Here is a 22,424-nt window from a genome sequence, read left to right on the forward strand (position 1 = left end):
GTGCTCCTGTGTGTAGAATTGCCTATTCGCCGACCTCCGCGCCCGGCGTGCCCAGTGTGTGCATCAGGTATTGCTGGGCGCTGAATGGCGTTTGCTTGCCGCGCGGCTTGCGGCGCGCGTAGTGGCCCGTCGGCTCCAGTTCCCATGCATTCGTATTATCCTTCAAATAGGGATTGAGGCCCTCGGCGATCACGCGCCGCTTCAGGGCCCGGTCCAGCACGGGGAAGGCCACTTCCACCCTGCGGAACAGGTTGCGGCTCATCCAGTCGGCACTGGCCAGGTAAACATCGTGCGCCAGGTCGTTGCGGAAGTAGTAAATGCGGCTGTGTTCAAGGAAACGGCCGATCACGGAGCGCACCTTGATGTTTTCCGACAGGCCAGGCACGCCCGGCTTCAGGGTGCAGGCGCCGCGCACGATCAGGTCGATCTTCACGCCATCGGTCGAGGCCGCATACAGGGCGCGGATCACGGATTCATCGACCAGCGCATTGACTTTCACGATGATGCGCCCGCGCCGGCCGGAGCGGGCGATCTTCGCCTCGTTGCGGATGGCCTTGATGATCTCGCTTTGCAGGCCGAACGGCGCCAGCCACAAATGGTTCAGGTTGTGCGGCTTGGTCAGGCTGGTCAGGTGGATGAACACTTCGTTCACTTCCACGGCCAGGTCCTGGTTGGCCGTCAGCAAGCCGAAATCCGTGTACAGCTTGGTGGTGGTGGGGTGGTAGTTGCCGGTGCCCAAATGCGCGTAGAAGCGCAGCGCGCCTTCTTCGCGGCGGATGACGAGCGCCACCTTGGCATGGGTTTTCAGGCCCACCACGCCGTACACGACTTGCGCGCCCGCCTGTTCCAGTTTGTCGGCCCAGTTGATATTGGCTTCTTCGTCGAAACGCGCCATCAATTCCACGATGACCGTCACTTCCTTGCCCATCTTCGCCGCCGTGATCAACGATTCCATCAGGTCCGAGTTCATGCCCGTGCGGTAAATCGTCTGCTTGATGGCGACGACGGACGGATCGTAGGCGGCGCTGCGGATGAAGTCGATCACCGTCTGGAACGACTGGTAGGGATGGTGCAGCAGGATGTCGTGCTTGTTCAGCGCGGCAAAGATGTCGTTGCCGATGGCTTTGTGCGCCAGGCCGGGGAAGAAGGGCGGGAAGCGCAGCTCGGGCTGCTTGACGTGGTCGATCATTTCCGACAGGCGCACCAGGTTCACTGGGCCGTTGACTCTGTACAAACGGCTTTGGTCCAGGCTGAACTGGTCGAGCAGGAATTGCGACAGTTCCGGTGGACAATTGCGCGCCACTTCCAGGCGTACGGAAGTGCCGAACTGGCGCCCCACCAGTTCGCCCTTCAGGGCCTGGCGCAGGTTCTTGACCTCGTCCTCGTCCACCCACAGGTCGCTGTCGCGCGTGACGCGGAATTGTGAATAGGCAATCACTTCGCGCCCGGCAAACAGGTCCGAGATGTGCGCATGGATCACGGAGGACAATAAACAGAAGGACACGCCGTCGCCGGATATCTCGTCCGGCAGCTTGATGACGCGCGGCAAGACGCGGGGTGCCTTGACGATGGCGATCGCCGTGCCGCGTCCGAACGCATCCTTGCCGCTCAGCGAAACGATGAAATTGAGGCTTTTATTCACCACTTGCGGGAACGGGTGGGCCGGGTCCAGGCCGATCGGTGTCAGCAGGGGGCGCACTTCGCGGTCGAAATACTGCTTCACCCACGCGCGCTGCGCCTCGTTGCGGTCGCTGTCGCGCAGCAAATGCACGCCCGCTTCACGCAGGGCCGGCAAGACGTCGTTATTTAATATCTCGTACTGGCGTTCCACCAGCGCATGGCATTCCTTGCCGATGCGCTCCAGGTTGGCCGCCAGGGCAGGGTGGCCCGCCAGTGTACCGCCGATGCTGCCGGCTGCCAGCAGGCTGGCCACGCGCACTTCGAAGAACTCATCCATGTTGCTGCTGACGATGCACAGGTAGCGCAGGCGCTCGAGCAGCGGAATGTTCGGGTCTTCCGCCTGGGCCATCACGCGCCGGTTGAAAGTCAGTTGCGACAGCTCGCGGTCAAGCAGGATGCCCGATTTGGTCACTTCCATGTGCAGTTCAGGTTTCATATTCTTTTGTCTTTGCAGATAGTTAATTCTAGCCGTATTTCATCATGTATGACGCGCTGTGAGTGTAATCATGAAATATGACGTAAGCGTGACATAAGCTGTCATAAAGCGTCGCCCACCCTGTCATTTTTCACGTCGAAAAGGGTAATCCTCGGGGCGTAGCCAATTATTTCAGGATTTTTTACCCATGTCATAAAGCTGTCATATTCGCTTGCTAGACTGCGCAGCATTCAACCGGGACTTTGAGCCCTAACAACCCTGAGGACTTGATATGCAAATGAAGCAAATGTTCAAATTTATCGTCGTGGGTGCTTCGGCAGCGATGGCATTTTCTTCCGCTTCCGTCATGGCGGCAGATATGACAGGTGCTGGTGCTACCTTCCCGTACCCGATCTATGCTAAATGGGCCGAGACTTACAAAGCCAATACCGGCAACGGCCTGAACTACCAGTCCGTCGGTTCCGGCGCTGGCATCAAGCAAATCAAGGCCAAGACTGTTGAATTCGGCGCCTCGGACATGCCTTTGAAGGCAGAAGAGCTGGAAGAAGCAGGCCTGATGCAGTTCCCAGCCATCATGGGCGGCGTGGTCACCATCGTCAACCTGGACGGCGTCAAGCCAGGCCAGCTGAAGATGACGGGCAAGGTTGTTGCCGACATCTACCTGGGCAAGATCACCAAGTGGAGCGCTCCTGAGATCGCCGCACTGAACACCGGCGTCAAGCTGCCGGACACGGAAATCACCGTGGTGCACCGCGCCGACGGTTCGGGCACGTCCTTCCTGTTCACCGACTACCTGTCGAAAACCAATCCGGAATTCAAATCGAAAATCGGCGCTGGCTCGGCTGTGAAGTGGGCTGTGGGCGTGGGCGGCAAGGGTAACGAAGGCGTCGCCGCCAACGTGCAGCGTATCAAGGGTTCGATCGGCTACGTCGAGTGGGCTTACGCCAAGAAAAACAATATGTCGCACACCCAGCTGCAAAACAAGGACGGCAACTTCCTGCAGCCTGACGACGAAAACTTCAAGGCAGCAGCCGCTTCGGCACCTTGGACGCAAACCCCAGGCTTCGGCGTGGTCCTGACCGACCAGGCTGGCAAGAACAGCTGGCCTATCACGGGCGTGTCGTTCATCCTGATGCACAAAGTCCAGGCTGACGCAGCCAAGGCTAAAGAAGTCCTGAAATTCTTCGACTGGGCCTACAAGAACGGCGGCTCCGCTGCTGTTGAACTGGACTACGTGCCGATGCCAGCATCGGTCGTGAAACTGGTGCAGGAATCGTGGAAAGCCAATTTGAAAGATGCATCGGGCAAAGCGATCTATTAATTAGATAGCTTGACCAGATAAGTACCCATCCTTGTCCCCGCCAGCAGCACGGCGGGGCAGGGAGTTAGCCAGGACCGCCCGCAAGCCCTTGCAGGCGTTCCCGGCTAAAAGAGCACGATAAAAATAGCAGTACCTGCAGTACCACCCACATGGCACATTATGAGCGCACAATCTACCTCCTCCACGATCCCCATGCCAGGCGGCACCATGACCGATTCCCTCAGTCACGCGCAAATGCTTTCCACCATGCGCAAGCAGCGCATCCAGGATTTTTTGTTCCACAAGGTGACGATGCTGTTCGCCCTGTCGGTGCTGATCGTCCTGGTGGGCATCATCATTTCGCTGATCATGGAATCGATACCGGCCTTCAAGACCTTCGGCCTGCATTTCATCGTGTCGGCGGAATGGGACCCCGTCAATGACCAGTACGGCGCCCTGATCCCCATCATCGGCACCCTGGTGACGTCCGTCATCGCCCTGCTGATCGCCTTCCCCGTCAGCTTCGGCATCGCCCTGTTCCTCACGGAAATCTGCCCGGCCTGGCTGCGCCGCCCGCTGGGCACGGCTGTCGAGCTGCTGGCCGGCGTGCCATCGATCATCTACGGCATATGGGGCCTGTTTGTCTTCGCGCCCCTGTTTGCCGACCACGTCCAGCCCATCCTGAAAGCCACCCTCGGTAACGTGCCCGTCATCGGCCAGCTGTTCAGCGGCCCCATGATGGGCATCGGCTTGCTGACGGCCGGCCTGGTGCTGGCCATCATGATCATCCCTTTCATCGCTTCCGTGATGCGCGACGTATTCGAGATCGTCCCTGCCGTGCTGAAAGAATCCGCATACGGCCTGGGCTGCACACGCTGGGAAGTGGTGCGCAAGATCGTCTTGCCATATACCAAGACCGGCGTCGTCGGCGGCGTCATGCTGGGCCTGGGCCGCGCACTGGGCGAAACCATGGCCGTGACCTTCGTCATCGGCAATGCCAACAAGCTGTCGTGGTCGCTGTTTGCCGCCGGTAACAGCATCACCTCGCTGCTGGCGAATGAATTCGGCGAAGCGCAATCCGAACTGCACGTGGCGTCGCTGTTCTCGCTGGCGCTGATCCTGTTTGTCATCACTTTTATCGTCTTATCCGCCGCCAAGCTGATGCTGGCAGGCATGTCCCGCAAGGAAGGCACGAAATGAGCCAACTCAGCCAAGTTAGCCCCCACGACGTTCCGGCCAAGCCGGCCATGAATCCTGTCTACCGCAAGCGTTTGCTGATGCACCGCATCGGCATCGCCTTGTCGGTGGCGGCCATGGCCCTGGGCCTGGCAGTGCTGGTGTGGATTTTGTTCACGCTGGTGATCAAGGGTTTCGGCGCCCTGTCCGTCGACCTGTTCACGCAAACCACGCCGGCCCCCGGCAGCGAAGGCGGCGGCTTGATCAATGCCATCGTCGGCAGTGCCCTGATGGTGGGCTTGGCTACCGTGGTCAGCACCCCGATCGGTATCCTGGCGGGCATCTACCTGGCCGAATACGGCGAAGAAAACAAGTTTGCCCAAGTGACACGCTTTGTGACGGACATCATGCTGTCGGCCCCGTCCATCGTCATCGGCCTGTTCGTGTATGCGCTGTACGTGGCGCATGTGAAACACTTCTCCGGTTACGCGGGCGCCATCGCCCTGTCGCTGATCGCCGTGCCGGTGGTGGTGCGCACGACGGACAATATGCTGCGTTTGGTACCGAACAGCCTGCTGGAAGCCGCGTTTGCCCTCGGCGCGCCGCGCTGGAAGGTCGCCACGCTGGTGCGCTTGCGCGCTGTGAAAGCTGGCGTCATCACCGGTGTCCTGCTGGCCCTGGCCCGCATCGCGGGCGAAACGGCACCGCTGCTGTTCACGGCCCTGAATAACCAGTTCCAAAGCTTCAACATGAATGCGCCAATGGCCAACTTGCCGTCCGTCATCGCATCGTTCGCGATGAGCCCGTACGACAACTGGCGCTCGCTGGCCTGGGGCGGCGCACTGCTGATCACCTTCAGCGTGCTGGCCTTGAATATCCTGTCGCGCACCGTGTTCAGCCAAAAAGTCCCTAATTAAACAGATACCGAGCGAAGCGAACCCATATGAATACGCAAATGAATCCAGCCCAAGACCTGGCACCAAAGAAAAAAACCATCGAGATTTCGGGCCTGAACTTTTTTTACGGCAAAACACAAAGCTTGCATAACGTCAACTTGGACATCCACGAGAAGAAGGTCACCGCTTTCATTGGCCCGTCCGGTTGCGGCAAGTCAACCCTGCTGCGCACCCTGAACCGCATGTATGACCTGTATCCGGGCCAGCGCGCGGAAGGTTCCATCCTGTATCGCGGCCGCAACGTGCTCGACGCGGACCAGGACGTTAACATGCTGCGCGCCAAGGTCGGCATGGTGTTCCAGAAGCCGACGCCGTTCCCCATGTCCGTGTACGACAACATCGCCTTCGGCGTGCGCTTGTATGAAGACCTGTCGAAAGGCGAGATGGATGAGCGCGTCGAGTGGGCTCTGAAAAAGGCCGCGCTGTGGGGCGAGGTCAAGGATAAGCTGAACAAGAGCGGCCTGTCGCTGTCGGGCGGCCAGCAGCAGCGCCTGTGCATCGCGCGCGGCGTTGCCGTGAAACCGGACGTGCTGCTGCTCGATGAGCCGACCTCGGCGCTGGACCCGATCTCGACCTCGAAAGTGGAAGAGCTGATCAGCGAACTGAAACAGGATTACACGATCGCCATCGTGACGCACAATATGCAGCAGGCGGCGCGCTGCTCCGACTACACTGCCTATATGTACCTGGGCGAACTGGTGGAATTCGGCGAAACGGACCAGATCTTCATGAATCCGGCCCGCAAGGAAACGCAGGATTACATCACGGGCCGCTTCGGCTGATCCACCCGGAATAACGACATACAAGACAACTGAATACGGAGAGACAGCATGTTAGGCGAACATTCATCCAAGCAATACGACAACGAACTCGAAGCGATCCGCTCGAAAGTGCTCCTGATGGGCGGCATCGTTGAAACCCAGTTTCTCGACGCGATGACGTGCTTTCGCATCGGCAACCCGGAACGCGCCGACCGCGTGATGCGCGAAGACGACGTCGTCAACCAGCTGGAAGTGTCGCTGGACGACGCCTGCAGCCATTTGATCGTGCGCCGCCAGCCGGCCGCCAACGATTTGCGCACCATCATGGCCACCATCAAGGTGATTACCGACCTCGAACGCGTAGGCGACGAGGCGACCAAAATCGCCCGCGTGGCGAAGAATTTGCACAAGCGGGGCAATGGCGTCGTCAACCACTACGAGATGGTGCGCGGCATTGCCAACACGGCCACCGACATGCTGCACGATGCGCTCGATGCATTCGCGCGCAACGATGGCAAGCAGGCCTTACAATTAATTGCACAAGATGCCATCATCGACCATGAGTTTCGGTCTATCATGCGCAACTTGATTACCTTTATGATGGAAGACCCGCGCACGATTTCGGCGGCGCTCGATACCCTGTGGGTGGCCAAGGCCATCGAACGGATCGGCGACCATGCGAAAAACATCGCCGAATACGTGATTTACGTGGTTGAAGGCAAGGACATCCGCCACACCAAGGTGGCTGCTCCCGCCATTTCCGAGGAGCTCCCTGAGTAAGCTTTATGGCATCTGATAAAACCACGGTATTGATTGTTGAAGATGAGCCGGCCATCGTTGAACTGGTGACCTATTCGCTGCGCGAATCCGGCTGGAATTGCTGTTCCGTACAAAACGTTGCCGATGCCTGGGAATTCATCCAGCACCGCACGCCGCACCTGATCCTGCTGGACTGGATGCTGCCGGACCAGACGGGCTTGCGCCTGCTGTCGCGCATCCGCGCCGACCGCAATTTCGCCGCCATCCCCGTCATCATGCTCACCGCCAAGAGCATGGAAGAAGACAAGCTGGCCGGCCTGAACAGCGGGGCCGACGATTACGTCACCAAGCCGTTCTCGCCGCGCGAGCTGCTGGCGCGCGCCAAAGCGCTGTTGCGACGCAAGAGTCCGGAACACGCGCAGGCGCCCATGCGCGCCGGCAACGTGGCGCTGGACCCCGTCAGCTGCACCGTGATGATGGATGAACAGAAGATTGATATCGGCCATGCCGAATACAAGCTGCTGAAATTCCTGCTGGCCCATCCGGAGCGCGTGTTTTCGCGCAGCCAGCTGCTCGACAAGGTGTGGGGCGACCATGTGGTGATCGAGGAACGCACGGTCGATGTCCACGTATTGCGCTTGCGCAAAGCCTTGAAAGAGGCGGAAAGCCTGATCAAGACGGTGCGCAGCGTCGGCTACATGTTGTCTGAAAAGTAAAGCTGGTCTCTATGAATCCGAAATTGCTGTTCTGGGTGCCGGCCGCCTTGCGCATGGTGCTGGCGCTGCTGGGCGTGGCCATCGTCTGGTATCTGTTTGGCGCCACGTATGCGCTGGGCATCGCCTTCGTGCTGATGGCCATGATGGTGTTCGTGCAGCTCTCGTATCTGTTCCAGCTGAGTAACTGGCTGGACAATCCGCAAAGCGCCAGGCTGCCCGACGGCTGGGGCGCCTGGACCAGCATCTTCGCGCGCCTGTACCGCATGCGCCGCGACGACGAGAAAAACCAGGCCGAGCTGACGGAATGGCTGGCGCGTTTCCGCCAGGCCATGCACCTGTTGCCCGACGGCGTAGTCATCATGGACGATGTGCTGTTCCTCGAATGGTGCAACCCGGCCGCCGAGAAACACCTGGGCCTGACGCACGAGCGCGACAAGGGCATGCGCGTCACCAACCTGATCCGCAGCCCCGAGTTTATGGATTACATCATCCTGGGCCGCTACGACCAGCCGCTGACGATCACTTTCCGCAACCGCAAGCTGATCGTGCAAATCATTCCGTTCGAGAACCGCCGCCAGATTCTCGTCACGCACGATGTGACGGAGACGGAACGCATCGAAATGATGCGCCGCGACTTCATCGCCAATGCCTCGCACGAATTGCGCACGCCGCTCACCGTCATCGTCGGCTTCCTGGAAATCGCTTCCGCCGAGCTGGACCTCGATGCCGCCACGCGCGCCGCCCACCTCAAGCTGATGACGGAGCAGGGCCACCGCATGCAGCATTTGATCGAGGACATGCTGACCCTGTCGCGCCTGGAATCGGTCGACTATCCGCTGCGCCCCGAACCCGTGGATATCAAGAAGCTCATGCAGCAAGTCTTGCGCGATGCCAAGGGTTTGTCGGCTGGTAAGCACGAGATCAAGATGGAATGCAACGGTCCCGACGTGCTGGGCAGCTATGACGAGCTGTACAGCGCGTTTGGCAACCTGGCGTCGAACGCCGTGCGCTATACGCCGGCCGGCGGCAGCATCGCCTTGCGCTGGCAGGATGGTCCGGCCGGACCGCAATTCATCGCGCAAGACACGGGCATCGGCATCAGCCAGGAGCATATTTCGCGCCTGACCGAGCGTTTCTACCGCGTCGACAAGAGCCGTTCGCGCGAAACCCAGGGCACGGGCCTGGGCCTGGCCATCGTCAAGCACGTGCTGCTGCGCCACGGGGGGACTCTGGCCATCCAGTCCGTGGCCGACAAGGGCAGCAGCTTCATCGTCAGCATGCCGAAGTCCGTCGTCACGCCGCTGCAGGGCGAATTGCTGGTCAAGTAGTGCGCAGGGGGCGATAGTTCCCCCTGGCGGCTGGTGCAATGTTGGCATAAGTCGTTACAATCAGGCCATGACTTTAATCAACGCCTCTTTTCGCCACGCCGGCGCGCAGCAACTGGCCCAATCGCTGCAGGCTGCGCGCCAGGACACGCTTTCCCTGTTCGACTGTTATGTCAGTGCCGGGCTGGACGTGGTGGCGGGCCTGCCACGCCATCCGCGCCTCAATCCACCGTTATGGCAGCTCGCGCATATCGCCTGGTTCGCCGAGTGGTTCATCCTGCGCGAAGCCGCTTCCAGCCATCCAGCCGACGCCATCTACAATTCCCTGCTGACACGGGGCGACGATATGTTCGACGCCAATATGCTGGAGCAGCGTGCGCGCTGGAAGCTGGAACTGCCCAGTCCGGGCGCCGTGAAAACGTATTGCCGCGAAGTGCTCGACCGGGTGCTCGATAAACTCTCGCGCGAACCCAACGTCGACAGCGCCCTGGCGCCGTACCGGCTGGCGCTGGCGCAGGAAGACTTGTGTGGCGAGGAAATGCTGGTCGGCTTGCAATGGCTGGGCCTGGAAGCGCCCGAATCCCTCGCGTCCAGCCCGGCCTTGCCGCCAGGCGCGGGCGAGATCGCCTTTCCCGGCGGTACCATCGCACTGGGCTCGCCGCGCGGGGCCGGGTTTGCCTTCGACAATGAATCGCCGCCCCATGCCTGCTATGTGGCGCCGTTTTCCATCGATGCTTGCGCCGTCTCGAACGCCCAGTTTGCTGATTTTGTCGCCGATGGCGGCTACCAGAACCGCCAGTTCTGGAGCGCGGCCGGCAGCGCCTGGCTGATGCGGCAGGAGCGCTCGTCGCCCCTGTACTGGCTGCGCGAAGCGACGCAGTGGCGCACCATGCGTTTCGGCCAGCGCACGACCTTGCCGCCGAATGAAGCCGTGCGCCACATCAATCTGTATGAGGCGCAAGCCTACTGCGCCTGGGCGGGGCGCCGCCTGGCGACCGAGGCGGAATGGGAGTATGCTGCGCTGTCCGGCCACCCGCGCTTTCACTGGGGCCAGGTGTGGGAATGGACGGCGACGCCGTTCGAGCCGTATCCGGGCTTTGCGGTGGATGCCTGGCGCGAATATTCGGCGCCGTATTTCATGCAGCACCAGGTGCTGCGCGGCGCCGCCTTCGCCACGCCGCCGCGCCTGCATTCGCCCCGCATGCGCGCCTTCCACGCGCCCGAACGGGGCGACATCTTTGCCGGCCTGCGCACCTGCGCCTGGTAGCGCGCCGAGAACAGACATCATTTCAGGATACCCTTGAGTACAGATAACGCCCCGCAGTTCATTCCCAAACGCATCACGCCCACGCCGGAGCAGGTGGCCATCCAGACGGCGCAAAAGAAAGTGGTCTTGATCGACGCCAATGCCGGCGCGGCCAAGACGACGACCCTGGCCCTGCGCCTGGCCGAGGCCTTGCACCGGGGCCGCGCGCCCGAACGCATGCTGGCCCTCGTGTTCACCGAGGCGGCGCGCGTGGCCCTGCGCCAGCGGCTGCTGGAAGTGGGCGTGCCGCTTGGCGTTGTCAAGCGCCTGAGCGTCGATACCTTCGATGCGTTTGCCGCCAAGGTGCTGCTGCAGCTGGAAAACATGCAGGTGGCATTCATGCGCAGCGATGAAGAGCTGCGCCCCGTGGCGTGGGAAGCACTGGAAGTGGTCTCCGAGAAATACGCCCACCGCTATCCGCTGGAAATCAATACGACCAACGGTGCCATCGCCGAGTTTTTGAAACTGCAATTGCGCACCAAGGCGCGCCTGGATTTTCAAAATCCTGATTTCGAGAGCAATTCCCTCGATGACAACCTGGAAATGCTGGGCATGTCCCGCACGCATTATCTGTGGCTGCGCGAATATGAAGCCTTGCGCGGCGCCGACACGGGCGATATCCAGTTCCGCGCGCCGTTCGACGCCACCTACGACCTGGTGCGCATGCTTGACGGTGACGAACCGCTGCGCCAGCAATTGCCGGCCTTCCAGATCATCGTGGCCGATGAATTGCACGACTTGAACGAAGCGTCGTTCCGCCTGCTGACCATGCTGATACGCCGCGGCAACGCATTTTTCTGCGGCGCCGGCGACAAGGATCAAGTGATCTACACGTGGTCGGGCGCCGATCACCGCTTTTTGCGCCAGCGTTTCGAGCAGGAGTTCCCGGCCTTGCAGCGGCTGCCGCTGACGGCATCCTACCGTTACGGCCCGCAACTGGCGCAGGCGGTCGGCGTGTTGAAAAACAAGGCCAGCGTGTCGGCCCTGGCGCGCGCCACCCATATCGACGTGCTGGAGTACGACCATGCGCAGCCGCAAGCGTGCAGCGCCCAGTTGATCGCCGCGCTCGAACACGCGCATGCGGGCACCACGGCCATTTTGCTGCGCGCCCGCGATCAGGCGATTCGCGTGGAAACGGCCTTGTTCCAGAGCGGCATCGCGTATGGCCTGGTGGACATGAACAGCTATTTGCTGAGCCTGGAAGTGCTGATGCTGCGCGGCATGGTCGCCATCGCCCGCAAGGATTTACATGCGATCAAGAGCGGCCCGCGCCGTGGCGACATCCTCGAAGCGCTGGTGGCCTTCGCGGAAATCCCGTTTACGCGCGCGGAATTGCAGCAAGCCAAGGCCGACGTGGCCAACTATCCGGACTTGCTGGAAGGTTTCTTGACGAACCAGTTGGCCAAGTCGCACAACCAGGACAAGGCGGCGCTGACCCTGGCCGCCGTCGATTACCTGCGCGCGCTGCCTCCCGACGCTTTGGCGGGGGACGCCCTGCAGCACATCTTTGGCCTGATGCAGCTGGAGCAGACGGCGCGCCGCATCTATGTCGACCCGGCCCAGGCGCGGGTCGTCGCCCGTTCCTTGCACGGTTTCATTGCCGTGTGCCGCGAAGCGGGCGTGGCGCTGGGTGGCTTTGCCGGCTGGCTGGGCGAGATGGAAGATGCCGTGACGGTCTCGACCGGCAAGGCCAAACTGGTGATCGCCTGCATCGACCAGATCAAGGGCCTCGAATACAACCATGTCATCCTGCCTTACCTGGCCGTCGATGAATTCCCACGCAGCAAGACCGACCCGCTGGAAGAGGAAAACCGTTTCTATGTGGCCGCCACGCGCGCACGCGACAGGCTGACCTTGCTGACGCCGCAAGACCCGGCCTACCGGAGCCGCTACATCGCCGCCCTGCAGCTGAAAAACAAGATTGTTGCGCCGAAAGCATAAATCTTTTGCCGCTCGACCTCTTTTTGCGAAAGCGCAAACGGGGCATACTGGCTTGGTGTGATTGACAGCAATCTAACCAGACAGGGAGTAAAGCATGAAAGTATTTCTGACAGGCGCGGCAGGTTTCATCGGCAGTTCCATCGCGGCGGGCCTCGTGCGCGCCGGCCATCAGGTCACGGGCCTCGTGCGCAAGCCGGAACAGGTGGCCGAGCTGGCCACCATCGGCGTACAAGGCATCGTCGGCACGCTCAATGATCGCGAGCTGATCATCGAGCAGGCGCAGGCGGCGGACGCCGTCATCAATGCGGCCAGCAGCGACCACCGCGGCGCCGTCGAAGCCATCCTCGACGCGCTGGCCGGCAGCAACAAGCCTTTCCTCCACACCAGCGGCTCGTCCATCGTGGGCGACGCTTCGGGCGGCGAGGGCACGGAACAGATCTATTACGAAGACAAGCTGCCGACGCCCACGGCCGACAAGGCCGCCAGGGTCGCCATCGATGACCTTGTATTGGCCAGCGCAGCCCAGGGCGTACGCGCCAGCGTGCTGTGCAATACCCTGATCTACGGCCACGGCGCCTTGCCGCGCGACAGCGTGCAATTGCCCCGTTTGCTGAAACAGGCGCGCAAGAGCGGCATCGTGCGCCACGTGGGGCCGGGCCGCAATAGTTGGTCCAACGTGCATATCGACGACGTCGTCAGCCTGTATCTGCTGGCGCTGGAAAAGTCGCCGGCCGGCACGTTTTACTTTGTCGAGTCGGGCGAAGCGGCCTTCCGCGACATGACGGCCGCCATCGCCCAGGCACTGGACCTGGAACCCGCGCAGGACTGGCCGCTGGCCGAGGCCATCGCCGAATGGGGCTATGAGATGGCGTCGTACGGCCTCGGCTCCAACAGCCGCGTGCGCGGCGCACGGGCGCGCACCCTGCTGGGATGGCAGCCGCAGGGGCCAGCCGTGCTGGAGTGGATCGGGAACGACATGCTCAAGCCGCCGCACGCCATCGCTGCTTGATGCAGCTCAGCAAAACCGCATCTGTGTGCGCTAGCGAACGGTGCTGTTTGGCGATCGGGAGTATGATGGCTTTGCTTGGTTGAGACGCACTGCCGTGAAGTTGGCGGCATGTTCGATCTTCCAGCAGGTCAGCCGGTCGCCTCAAGGATCGGCACCAGATTTCCACCGCCGGCGCGCTTGCGCCGTGCGGCTGTGCACTGCAACTCCAGGTCGCGGTGTGGACTGCGAACCCTTTCAAGGCCGGCGTCAGCCGGTCTTTTTTTTGCCTGTCGTCCCTCCGCCGCGCCATTCACCGCCACCTGTCCGCCATTCGCCGAAACGCTGTTTTCCCATCACCGAAATTCGCGTATCTTGACAATCAACCAACTTCAAGGGGCGACCGTGAAACCTGAACCAGCCTATTGCCGCCGTACCCAGCTCCTGTGGGGCGTGCTGCTGATCGCCATCGGCGCCGTCATCCTGCTGGACCGGCTCGACGTGATCTATCTCCATGATTACTATGCACTATGGCATTATTGGCCGCTGATACTGCTCGTCTTCGGTCTCAACAAGCTGCTCACGCCCGTGTCCGCCAAGCAGGTACTGAGCGGCCTGTGGCTGATCTTTTTCGCCGCCTGGTGGTATGTATCGTATGAAGAACTGTGGAATTTGACCTTCTACAATAGCTGGCCAGCCTTGCTGATCGCCTGGGGCGTGGGCCTGGTGCTGGAACCGCTGTTGAACAAACATTTTATTGCCTACCGGGAGTCCGAGCATGAAAAATAGACCGCCGCTGCACTCGCCATCGCAGATCGTGCTGGGCGTCATCGTCATCGGCCTGGGGCTGTTGTTCCTGCTCGATAACCTGGGCTTCATCAATGTGCGCTACACCTTCCGCTTCTGGCCCAGCATCCTCATCATTTTCGGCTTGCTGAGAATATCGCAAAGCCATACCCGTTCCGGCTACATTCTCGGCGGTGTGATGGTCTTGCTGGGCCTGAGCTGGACCCTGAAAGCCATGGGTTTGTTGTATATCAATTGGAGCATGCTGTGGCCGCTGCTCATCATTGCCGCCGGCGTGGCCGTGGTGTCGAAGTCACTGCCCGGCGCACAGCAGCGGCAGCGACGCCGGCATTTTGCCGCGCCGCCTGATGGTAGCGCCGCGCCTGACGCCTTCGGCCAAGCCAGGAATGGCGCCGTATCGCTCGACAAGGAACCCGCCGATGCCACTGCAGCGCCTGGCGCCAGCGGCCAGGCGGACGACGACAGCATCATCGAAGTGACGGCCATCTTGGGCGGCTATGTGCGGCGCGTGTCGTCGCAGCGCTTCAAGGGTGGCGATATCAATGTCATCATGGCGGGCTGCGAAATCGACTTGCGCCAGGCGTCGATCGAAGGCGAAGCCGTGCTCAACGTGTTCGCCCTGTGCGGCGGCGTCACCATCAAGATTCCGCCCGACTGGAGCGTTGTGCTGCAGGGCACGCCCATCCTCGGCGGCTTCGAAGAAAAGACCATCGTGCCGCCGAACCAGAACAAGCGTCTGTACGTGACGGGCTACGCCATCATGGGCGGCCTGGAAATCCGCAACTAGGCGCGCATGTCCGGACCCTTGTCGAAGCGGCGCGGTGCCGTGGTGGTGGTGCTGGTGTGCATCGCACTGGGCCTGGCCCTGGCCTTTGTCCTGGCCAGGGTGGCGCACGCGCCCTGGCTCAATGCGACCCTGCTGGTGGTGCCGGCCACGCTCGTGTATGCGATCGGTTCGGGCTTTTCCGCGTTTTACCTGTGCCGCGCCTACCCCTTGCACGCCCGCCATCCGCTCGCCATCGCCAGCGTGATGGGCGTGGCGGCCTTGTTCGCGGGCTTGCTGTGGGCCACCCTGCTGCAATTTTTGAACAGCGTCAGCCTGTTGCCGGACGTGCGCTGGCTGGGCGTGGACCTGACGCAGTCGATGCTGGCCCTGTTCTTCGGCCTGGGGGCGCTGCTGTATTGCCTGGCCGCCGCCGTGCATTATCTGTTGCTGGAATTCGTGCGCGCCAGGATGGCCGAACAGCGGGGGCTGGAAGCGCAATTGATGGCGCAGGAAGCGCAATTGCGCATGCTGCGCACGCAGATCGATCCGCATTTCCTGTTCAATAGCTTGAACTCCATCAGCGCCCTGACGTCCATCAATGCGGCGGGGGCGCGCCAGATGACGGTGCAATTGGCCAGTTTCTTTCGCCAGAGCCTGAGCCTGGAAGCGCACAAGCACATTACCGTGGAACAGGAACTGGTGCTGATCCGCCACTTTCTCGCCATCGAACAAGTGCGTTTCGGCGAACGCCTGCAAGTGGTGGAAAGCGTCGATGCCGGCGCGCTGGCATGTCTGCTGCCGCCCATGCTGATACAGCCGCTGGTGGAAAATGCCGTCAAGCATGGTATCTGCGGCTTGACGGAGGGTGGCCTGATCGCCATCGAGGCCAGGCGCGTGGGCAGCCTGCTGCAGATCGCCGTGCGCAACCCGGTGGATGCGGATCAAGGGCCAGAGCGCGGCAATGGCGTGGGGCTGGAGAATGTGCGCCAGCGCCTGGCCGGTGCGTATGGCCACGAGGCCAGCGTGCACTGGGGCCTGCGCGACGGCCATTTCGAGGTGATGATTTCCATGCCGGCGCAGACCGGCGACACGGAGGAAGCATGATGCAGGCAAGAATGCGGGTGGCCATCGTCGACGACGAACAGCTGGCGCGCGGCGTGTTGCGCGAATACCTGGCGCGCCATGACGATATCGACATCGTCGCCGAGTGCGCCAACGGCTTCGAAGCCGTCAAGGCCATCGCGGAACTGGAGCCGGAACTGGTGTTTCTCGACATCCAGATGCCGCGCCTGGACGGCTTTGAAGTGGCCGAGCTGATCGGGGCGAAGACAAAGCTGATCTTTGTCACAGCCTACGACCAGTACGCCCTGAAGGCGTTCGAATGCCATGCCCTGGACTATCTGTTGAAACCATTCAGCGAGCAGCGTTTCGACCAGGCGCTGGCCCATGCGCGCGCCAACCGCGGCACGCCCGAAACTGTGCTGACGGTGGCGCGCGAGGCGGCCACGCGCGCCGCACCGCTGGACCGCGTGCTGATACGCGATGGCGCCAAGGTCCACGTGATCGCCAGCGCGCGCATCGACTATATCGAGGCGCAGGACGATTACATCAGCATCTGTTCCGAGGGCAAGTCCTACCTGAAGAGCCAGAGACTATCGGAGCTGGAAACCCAGCTCGACCCCGCCAAGTTCCTGCGCGTGCACAGGTCGTATTTGCTCAATATCGACGGCATCCGCCGCATCGAGGCGGCCACCAAAGACAGCCACGTGGCCATCTTGCGCGACGATACGCGGATCCCCGTGAGCAAGGCGGGGTATCAGAAACTCAGATTACTGGTGGGCTAGCATTTTCTGTGGCGTAGATGAATAATCATCTACGCATGATATCATCAGGAGGTGATAGTGAATGCGCTGCAGACTTGGCCGGTCACGTTTCACGATGACTTCGATGCGGAATTCGATGCTCTGCCGATAGATGTCCAGGATGAATTGCTGGCGAGTGCCGATGCGCTGTCGAAGCTGGGTCCGGCTGCCGGGCGTCCTCATGTTGGGACGTTGAAGAATCCTAAACACCCGAACATGAAAGAGTTGCGTTTCAAGGCCAATAACGGGGCAGAGGTGTGGCGCGCGGTCTTTGCTTTCGATACCCGGCGAGAGGCGATCATTCTGGTTGCGGCAGCCAAGCAGGGTGTCGACGAGGACAAGTTTTACAGGGATTTGTTGTTCAAGGCAAATACGCGCTACGAGCAACACCTCAAAAACCTGACCACAGCGAAAGCAAGGCAGGGCAAAGGCAGGAGATGATTTTAGGAACAGGAGTTTGCCATGGGAAGAAATCTGAATGACGTGATCCACAGTTTGCCGGCCGAGCGTCAGGCAAAAATTGCGGCTCTGTCCCAGGAAAAAATGCAGGAAATGATAGCGCATGCTGCCACGCTGACGGATTTCCGCAAGGCTGTGGGCAAGACCCAGGCGGAGGTTGCGAGGGAACTCGGGATTCAACAGCATGCCGTTTCCCAACTGGAAAAGCGTACCGATACCTATGTCTCGACCTTGCGCCGTTTCCTGCAATCGCTGGGTATGACATTGGAATTGTCAGTCGTTGCGCAAAACGGCGTTCGTATCGAGCTTCAGAATTTTCTGCGTAGCCAAGAAGTTGATGCCGATGTCCATGACAGTGCACTTGCTGCGCCTGCGACGCCCCCAGGAAAGCGGAAGGCCGGTGTGCCGCGCAAGCGGGCTGGCAACATCTGAAGAGATTAACCGCGTGCTATCCGCCAGCCAGCTGCACATCCCACCACGTGGGCAAGAGCTGGCGGATTTCCGGCCGTGAAAAACGGTCGTCGATCAGATACACGACACCCTTGTCCGACTGCGTGCGGATGACCCTGCCGGCCGCCTGCACCACTTTTTGCATGCCCGGATATAAATAGGTGTAATCGTAGCCGGAACCGAAGAGCTCGCCCATGCGCTGGCGGATCTGCTCGTTGACGGGATTGATCTGCGGCAAACCCAGGGTGGCGATGAAGGCGCCGATCAGGCGCGCGCCCGGCAGGTCGATGCCTTCGCCAAAGGCGCCGCCCAGCACGGCGAAGCCGATGCCGCGCGTGTCCAGGCCGAAACGGCCCAGGAATTGCGCGCGGGCAGCATCGTCCATGCGGCGCGGCTGCTGCCAGAGGGGCACGTCAGGGTAGTGCTGGGCGAACAGCGTGGCCGTCTTTTCCATGTAGTCAAAGCTGCTGAAGAAGGCCAGGTAATTGCCCGGCGTTTCCGCGTATTGCTTCGCCATCAGCTGGGCGATGGGCAGCAGCGAGGCGGCGCGGTGCTGGTAGCGCGTGGAAATCGTGTCGGCCACGCGCACGGACAATTGCTCCGCCTGGAACGGCGATTCCACGTCGACCCAGGCTGTGTCGGCCGGCATGCCCAGGGTATCGCTGTAGTAATTCCACGGGCTCAGGGTGGCGGAAAACAGGGCCGTGCTGTGGCTGGCCGCGAAGCGTTCCTTGAGAAACGGCGCCGGGACGATGTTGCGGATGCAGACGGTGGAACCCGTGTCAGTCTTGCTGACGTCGAACAGCGAATGCGCGCCAAAGCTCTCCGCCAGGCGGTTGATCAGCAGCACGTCGAAGTAGAAGCGCTGCAAGTCTTCATCCAGCGCAGTAGCATGCTCGGCCGCGTAATCGCCGATGGCCGTGGCCACGCCTTGCAGGGCGGCAAAGAATTTGTCGGGCAAGGCGGGATGCACGTGATAGTCGCCATCCTGTTCCTTGAGCAAGGCCGTCCACTGGCGCGCGAGGCGGTCCAGCGGCTTTTTCAGCGCCTCGGGCGCGAACTTGCGCAGCATTTTCAGATTGATCTGCGCCAGTTCGGCCGAATACATGCTGCGCGCGCGCGACACCATATTGTGCGCTTCGTCGACCAGCACGTTGACTTTCCAGTCGTGGGCCAGGGTCATGCCGTACAGCATGGCGCTGAGGTCGAAATAATAATTGTAGTCGCCGATGACGACGTCGCTCCAGCGCGTCAGCTCCATGCCCAGGTAGTACGGGCACACGCTTTGCTGCAAGGCGATGGCGCGCACGGCTTCCTTGTCCAGGATCAAGCCGCTGGCCAGCGCCACCTCGCGCGCCAGCGGCAAGCGGTCGTAAAAACCCTTGGCCAGCGGGCACGATTCGCCATGGCAGGCTTTGTCTGGATGCTCGCAGGCGCTGGCCTTGGCGCTCAGTTCCAGCACGCGCAGGGGCAGCAGCGGGGCGCTGTCCTTGAGGATGGCGCAGGCGTCGAGCGCCATTTGCCGGCCCGGCACCTTGGCGGCGAGGAAAAACAGTTTATCCAGGCCATGCGCGGCCGTTGCTTTCAACATGGGAAACAGGCTGCCCACCGTCTTGCCGATGCCCGTGGGCGCCTGCGCCAGCAAGCCGCAGCCACGGCTGCTGGCCTTGTACATGGCTTCTGCCAGCTGGCGCTGTCCCGGGCGAAAATCTGCATGGGGAAAGGCCATGCATGTGAGCTGCGCATCGCGGCTGGCGCGGTGCGCCATTTCCTGCTCGGCCCAGTCGAGGAAGAGCGCGCAATGCTGCTCGAAGAACAGATGCAGCGCCTCGGCCGTGCATTCCTCGTGCATGACGGTTTCCTTCTGGCTGGCGATGTCGAAGTACACGAGCGCCACGCGCAGCATGGGCAGGTTTAGTTGCTGGCACAGCAAATGGCCATAGATGCGCGCCTGCGCCCAGTGCAGCTGGCGGTGGTTGGCGGGCATGGAGGCGAGGTCGCCGCGGTAGGTCTTGATTTCTTCCAGCTGGCGGCGTGCCGGGTCGTAGCCATCGGCGCGGCCGCGCACGTGCAGGGGGCCGAAGTCGCCGGACAGGCTGATTTCGCGCTGGTAATCGTCATCGCGCCGGCCCGTGACGGTGGCGTGGCCGGCCATGCCTTCCTGCGCCGTGGGGGACGGTGTGAAACGCAAGTCCAGGTCGCCCACCTTGGCCGTGAATTCGCACAGGGCGCGCACGGCGATCGTGTACCTGCTGGCGCTCATGCGGCCACCTGCCACTGCAGGTAGCACACGCTGACGGGCATGGCGTGCTCGGCGCAATACGCAATCCAGCGCAGCTGGTTGTCTTGCAGGCGGTCGCCCGGACCCTTGACTTCGATCATGCGGTAGCGCCGCTCGGCCGGCCAGAACTGGATTAAATCGGGGAAGCCGCTGCGGTTGCTTTTGATATCGAGCAAGATGCGTTCAAACGCCTTCTTCAGGTGCCTGGCCGGGATGCAGGCCAGGGCCAGGTCCAGCAAGCCATCCTTGAGCACGTCCCAGCTGACGAAGGGCGAGACGATACCGTGCTTGGCGGCAAGCGTGGCGCGTATCGTCGCGTGATATGTGCCGTCGTCCAGCTGCGCCAGGCAGGTGGCAAAGTCCAGGCTGCGGCGCTGGTAAAAATCGGCGCTGTGCAAATCGGCCGGGCCACGGTGAAACGGGTGGAAGAAGGCGCCCGGCATGGCTTTGAAGATGGCGGGCCAGCACAGCAGGCCGAACAGCGAGTTGATCAGGGTGTTTTCCACGTAATACACAGGAGAGTCGTCCTGCATCAGGTGCTGCTGCACCACGATTTCCACGTAGCATGCTTGTTCAGGATACGGCAGCAGCAGGTCGATGCGCTCGACGGCGGCCGCCACGTTTGCCGCCTGTTTCGCATGACCCAGCTTGCGCCGCAAACGGGGTGCCATGCGCAGCAGCAATTGCTGTTCCGCCTCGCTTTCCGGCGCGGCCAGCGCGAGCGTCAATCGCTCGTAGGCCGCTTGCGGCTGCTCATCTTTTTCCAGCACGCGGATGGCGCGCCCGCGCGCGCCCGGATAGCGGCAAGCGGCATAGGCGCGATAGGCGGCGGGCCAGTCCTGGCATTTCTCCAGGTGCTGGGCGATCTGGAAGCGCAGCTTGTCGCGCCGGCTGGCCAGCCAGGTATTGTCCTGGGACAAGGGCAACGCGGCCAGCTCCTGCAGCACCTCGTCCGCCGGCGCGCTGTCGTTGTAGCGTTCGCGGCACTGGTGCAGCACTTCATAGTGCTCGATATCCTGGCGCGTTCGAAAGCCGCGCGACTGCGGTGAGAATTCCACTTTTTCATACTGATACACGCCGAGGTCGGACAGCACGAATTCCGACCAGTCCTGGTGATAGTTGCCAAAGTAAATCAGGCGCAGGCGGTCGCACAGCGCTTGCAGGCCGATGCGGTACAGCACGTCGCCGGAGGCCGGATGCCATGCGGAAAACGCTTTATTGTCCGCATGCTGCTCGCGCAAGGCTTCCAGTTGCTCGGCCTTGCGCGCCGCCTTCAGGGACGCGGCGAGATCGAAAACCTGGGCGATTTCCCCTTTCAGCAGTTGCTCGAACAGCTCATCGAGCGAGATGGCGGGATCGGCCTCGACCCAGCCCGTGTCCAGCAAGGGCAGGGCGGCGGCGCGCGTGTCGCCGATTTCCGGGTAATTGAGCTTGCTGGCGCGAAACAAACAGCCTTTGCGCATGACGAGGCGCACGAACAGGGCGCGCGACGGCTGCGGCAGTGCGCCGAATGCGGCGATGAATTGCATTTCTTCAGCGCTCAGCAGATCGGCGTAACGGGCGGCTATCCAGCTCAGCACATCCTGGAAATTGTCCAGATAATACAGGGGATTTTCCAGGACTCTCAGCATGGGGATGGGAATAGGGCAAGTGGCAAGGCGATGGCTTTTACTGTGTTTATATACAGTTTAAACCTTCCGCCGCCGCTTGCCCAGCGAATTATGTTCAGCCAGCCGTGCTGTAGGCGAAACAGCTGTCGAACTTTTCGTAAGGAATGTATTCGGCGCGCAGGCTGGCCAGTTCGATATCGGTCAGCAAGCCCCGATGCGCCTCTTTTCTTCCTTTGGGCAGCACGACCTCGTAATTGACGATATCCCTGGCCAGCAACGCGGACAGGAGCTGCGCCTGTTCCGGCGTCAGGTAGCGCGCATGGGTGCCCAGGGTTTTTGCCAGTTGCTCCCTGAATGCCTCGTCGCTGACCTCGTTGTAGCTATCCTGGTCGGCCATGCTGTTCAACAACATGTGAAACAGAAAGTCGTGCAGGTTTTTCGCCAGGTATTGGGCTTCATTCTGGTCATGCCACAGCAGCACGATGGGCATCTCGCCGTCCTGCTGGCTGGAAGCGAAAAAACAGTAATGGTCGCCCGCGCCCGTTTGCGCGAACGGGATGAACCGGGAAGCGGGGTCGATCTGCCGGTAATCGTCCGCGTCGCGCAAGGTGTCCGCTGCTTCGGCAACGGCGTTGATATTGAGCAATTCGAAATCATCCGCATGCAGCAGCAGGGTGGGTTTATCCTTTAATGTGGGATAGACCAGCTTGTACCAGTCGGGGCCATACTCGCCCACGGCCAGCATGCCGTCGCGCTCCAGCTGGCGGTACAGCGAAGGGTAAGTAAAGCCGTGTTGCTGTTCAATTTCTGACAGTGTCATGTTTGCCCTGTTAAACGTGATTCATGGG

20 protein-coding genes are annotated in these 22,424 nt (G+C 61.4%); 16 read left to right on the plus strand and 4 right to left on the minus strand.

The genetic code is table 11. From position 1 onward, the window contains the following. Positions 1-22 precede the first annotated feature (22 nt). Positions 23-2,116, minus strand: coding sequence for a polyphosphate kinase 1 (gene ppk1, locus O0882_RS26685; RefSeq protein WP_141172536.1), 2,094 nt, complete (start codon positions 2,114-2,116; stop codon positions 23-25). A gap of 271 nt (positions 2,117-2,387) precedes the next feature. Between ppk1 and pstS the strand changes: the two genes are divergently transcribed. The 16 genes from pstS to O0882_RS26765 all read left to right on the plus strand — a co-directional run bounded on the left by pstS (position 2,388) and on the right by O0882_RS26765 (position 17,667). After that, the gene (pstS, locus tag O0882_RS26690; protein ID WP_289952888.1) at positions 2,388-3,437 is read left to right on the plus strand and encodes a phosphate ABC transporter substrate-binding protein PstS; all 1,050 of its coding nucleotides are present in this window, start codon (positions 2,388-2,390) and stop codon (positions 3,435-3,437) included. Positions 3,438-3,644: 207 nt separating this feature from the next. After that, positions 3,645-4,616 carry a phosphate ABC transporter permease subunit PstC gene (pstC, locus tag O0882_RS26695; protein ID WP_081344807.1) on the plus strand — a complete coding sequence of 324 codons (972 nt, stop codon included), beginning with the start codon at positions 3,645-3,647 and terminating at the stop codon, positions 4,614-4,616. Next, on the plus strand, positions 4,613-5,509 hold the full coding sequence (gene pstA, locus O0882_RS26700) for a phosphate ABC transporter permease PstA (RefSeq protein ID WP_289952893.1): 897 nt from the start codon (positions 4,613-4,615) through the stop codon (positions 5,507-5,509). The genes pstC and pstA overlap by 4 nt, the downstream gene beginning before the upstream one ends. Positions 5,510-5,535: 26 nt before the next feature. Then, positions 5,536-6,330 carry a phosphate ABC transporter ATP-binding protein PstB gene (gene pstB / locus O0882_RS26705; RefSeq protein WP_071078203.1) on the plus strand — a complete coding sequence of 265 codons (795 nt, stop codon included), beginning with the start codon at positions 5,536-5,538 and terminating at the stop codon, positions 6,328-6,330. 48 nt (positions 6,331-6,378) lie between these two features. Further along, positions 6,379-7,089, plus strand: coding sequence for a phosphate signaling complex protein PhoU (gene phoU / locus O0882_RS26710; protein WP_071078202.1), 711 nt, complete (start codon positions 6,379-6,381; stop codon positions 7,087-7,089). 5 nt (positions 7,090-7,094) lie between these two features. Beyond that, positions 7,095-7,784 carry a response regulator gene (locus O0882_RS26715; protein ID WP_034755074.1) on the plus strand — a complete coding sequence of 230 codons (690 nt, stop codon included), beginning with the start codon at positions 7,095-7,097 and terminating at the stop codon, positions 7,782-7,784. Between the two features lie 11 nt (positions 7,785-7,795). Next, positions 7,796-9,112: a phosphate regulon sensor histidine kinase PhoR gene (gene phoR, locus O0882_RS26720; RefSeq protein ID WP_289952898.1), complete on the plus strand. Its 1,317-nt coding sequence runs from the start codon at positions 7,796-7,798 to the stop codon at positions 9,110-9,112. 67 nt (positions 9,113-9,179) lie between these two features. Then, complete coding sequence (gene senA / locus O0882_RS26725; RefSeq protein WP_289952901.1) at positions 9,180-10,376, plus strand: selenoneine synthase SenA; 1,197 nt, start codon at positions 9,180-9,182, stop codon at positions 10,374-10,376. 33 nt (positions 10,377-10,409) lie between these two features. Then, complete coding sequence (locus tag O0882_RS26730; RefSeq protein ID WP_289952903.1) at positions 10,410-12,356, plus strand: ATP-dependent helicase; 1,947 nt, start codon at positions 10,410-10,412, stop codon at positions 12,354-12,356. Between the two features lie 94 nt (positions 12,357-12,450). Next, complete coding sequence (locus O0882_RS26735; RefSeq protein WP_289952904.1) at positions 12,451-13,365, plus strand: NAD-dependent epimerase/dehydratase family protein; 915 nt, start codon at positions 12,451-12,453, stop codon at positions 13,363-13,365. 381 nt (positions 13,366-13,746) lie between these two features. Then, a complete protein-coding gene (locus O0882_RS26740; RefSeq protein WP_289952906.1) occupies positions 13,747-14,130 on the plus strand; it encodes a DUF5668 domain-containing protein in 384 nt (127 codons plus the stop codon). Beyond that, a complete protein-coding gene (locus tag O0882_RS26745) occupies positions 14,120-14,935 on the plus strand; it encodes a DUF5668 domain-containing protein (RefSeq protein WP_289952907.1) in 816 nt (271 codons plus the stop codon). Before O0882_RS26740 ends, O0882_RS26745 begins: the two co-directional genes overlap by 11 nt. 6 nt (positions 14,936-14,941) lie before the next feature. After that, on the plus strand, positions 14,942-16,018 hold the full coding sequence (locus O0882_RS26750) for a histidine kinase (protein WP_289952908.1): 1,077 nt from the start codon (positions 14,942-14,944) through the stop codon (positions 16,016-16,018). A gap of 11 nt (positions 16,019-16,029) precedes the next feature. Then, positions 16,030-16,758: a LytTR family DNA-binding domain-containing protein gene (locus O0882_RS26755; RefSeq protein ID WP_289952950.1), complete on the plus strand. Its 729-nt coding sequence runs from the start codon at positions 16,030-16,032 to the stop codon at positions 16,756-16,758. Between the two features lie 57 nt (positions 16,759-16,815). Further along, positions 16,816-17,217, plus strand: coding sequence for a type II toxin-antitoxin system RelE/ParE family toxin (locus tag O0882_RS26760; protein ID WP_289952912.1), 402 nt, complete (start codon positions 16,816-16,818; stop codon positions 17,215-17,217). A gap of 21 nt (positions 17,218-17,238) precedes the next feature. Then, a complete protein-coding gene (locus O0882_RS26765) occupies positions 17,239-17,667 on the plus strand; it encodes an XRE family transcriptional regulator (RefSeq protein WP_289952914.1) in 429 nt (142 codons plus the stop codon). Positions 17,668-17,683: 16 nt separating this feature from the next. Here O0882_RS26765 and O0882_RS26770 read toward each other — a convergent pair whose 3' ends face one another. The 3 genes from O0882_RS26770 to O0882_RS26780 form a co-directional block, all read right to left on the minus strand. Continuing rightward, positions 17,684-19,948, minus strand: coding sequence for an ATP-dependent DNA helicase (locus O0882_RS26770; RefSeq protein ID WP_289952915.1), 2,265 nt, complete (start codon positions 19,946-19,948; stop codon positions 17,684-17,686). Next, positions 19,945-21,597, minus strand: coding sequence for a VRR-NUC domain-containing protein (locus O0882_RS26775; RefSeq protein WP_289952916.1), 1,653 nt, complete (start codon positions 21,595-21,597; stop codon positions 19,945-19,947). Before O0882_RS26775 ends, O0882_RS26770 begins: the two co-directional genes overlap by 4 nt. A 94-nt stretch (positions 21,598-21,691) precedes the next feature. Beyond that, positions 21,692-22,396 carry an SMI1/KNR4 family protein gene (locus tag O0882_RS26780; protein ID WP_289952918.1) on the minus strand — a complete coding sequence of 235 codons (705 nt, stop codon included), beginning with the start codon at positions 22,394-22,396 and terminating at the stop codon, positions 21,692-21,694. Between the last annotated feature and the right edge of the window lie 28 nt (positions 22,397-22,424).

Origin of the sequence: Janthinobacterium sp. SUN073, assembly GCF_030397665.1 — a bacterium.
In the GTDB taxonomy this organism is placed as follows: Bacteria; Pseudomonadota; Gammaproteobacteria; order Burkholderiales; family Burkholderiaceae_D; genus Janthinobacterium.

Excerpts from the sequence above, each read along its gene's own strand:
- ppk1 (WP_141172536.1), bottom strand. The coding sequence starts at position 2,116 with ATGAAACCTGAACTGCACATGGAAGTGACCAAATCGGGCATCCTGCTT.
- pstS (WP_289952888.1), top strand. The coding sequence starts at position 2,388 with ATGCAAATGAAGCAAATGTTCAAATTTATCGTCGTGGGTGCTTCGGCA.
- pstC (WP_081344807.1), top strand. The coding sequence starts at position 3,645 with ATGACCGATTCCCTCAGTCACGCGCAAATGCTTTCCACCATGCGCAAG.
- pstA (WP_289952893.1), top strand. The coding sequence starts at position 4,613 with ATGAGCCAACTCAGCCAAGTTAGCCCCCACGACGTTCCGGCCAAGCCG.
- pstB (WP_071078203.1), top strand. The coding sequence starts at position 5,536 with ATGAATACGCAAATGAATCCAGCCCAAGACCTGGCACCAAAGAAAAAA.
- phoU (WP_071078202.1), top strand. The coding sequence starts at position 6,379 with ATGTTAGGCGAACATTCATCCAAGCAATACGACAACGAACTCGAAGCG.
- O0882_RS26715 (WP_034755074.1), top strand. The coding sequence starts at position 7,095 with ATGGCATCTGATAAAACCACGGTATTGATTGTTGAAGATGAGCCGGCC.
- phoR (WP_289952898.1), top strand. The coding sequence starts at position 7,796 with ATGAATCCGAAATTGCTGTTCTGGGTGCCGGCCGCCTTGCGCATGGTG.
- senA (WP_289952901.1), top strand. The coding sequence starts at position 9,180 with ATGACTTTAATCAACGCCTCTTTTCGCCACGCCGGCGCGCAGCAACTG.
- O0882_RS26735 (WP_289952904.1), top strand. The coding sequence starts at position 12,451 with ATGAAAGTATTTCTGACAGGCGCGGCAGGTTTCATCGGCAGTTCCATC.
- O0882_RS26745 (WP_289952907.1), top strand. The coding sequence starts at position 14,120 with ATGAAAAATAGACCGCCGCTGCACTCGCCATCGCAGATCGTGCTGGGC.
- O0882_RS26750 (WP_289952908.1), top strand. The coding sequence starts at position 14,942 with ATGTCCGGACCCTTGTCGAAGCGGCGCGGTGCCGTGGTGGTGGTGCTG.
- O0882_RS26755 (WP_289952950.1), top strand. The coding sequence starts at position 16,030 with ATGCGGGTGGCCATCGTCGACGACGAACAGCTGGCGCGCGGCGTGTTG.
- O0882_RS26765 (WP_289952914.1), top strand. The coding sequence starts at position 17,239 with ATGGGAAGAAATCTGAATGACGTGATCCACAGTTTGCCGGCCGAGCGT.
- O0882_RS26770 (WP_289952915.1), bottom strand. The coding sequence starts at position 19,948 with ATGAGCGCCAGCAGGTACACGATCGCCGTGCGCGCCCTGTGCGAATTC.
- O0882_RS26775 (WP_289952916.1), bottom strand. The coding sequence starts at position 21,597 with ATGCTGAGAGTCCTGGAAAATCCCCTGTATTATCTGGACAATTTCCAG.
- O0882_RS26780 (WP_289952918.1), bottom strand. The coding sequence starts at position 22,396 with ATGACACTGTCAGAAATTGAACAGCAACACGGCTTTACTTACCCTTCG.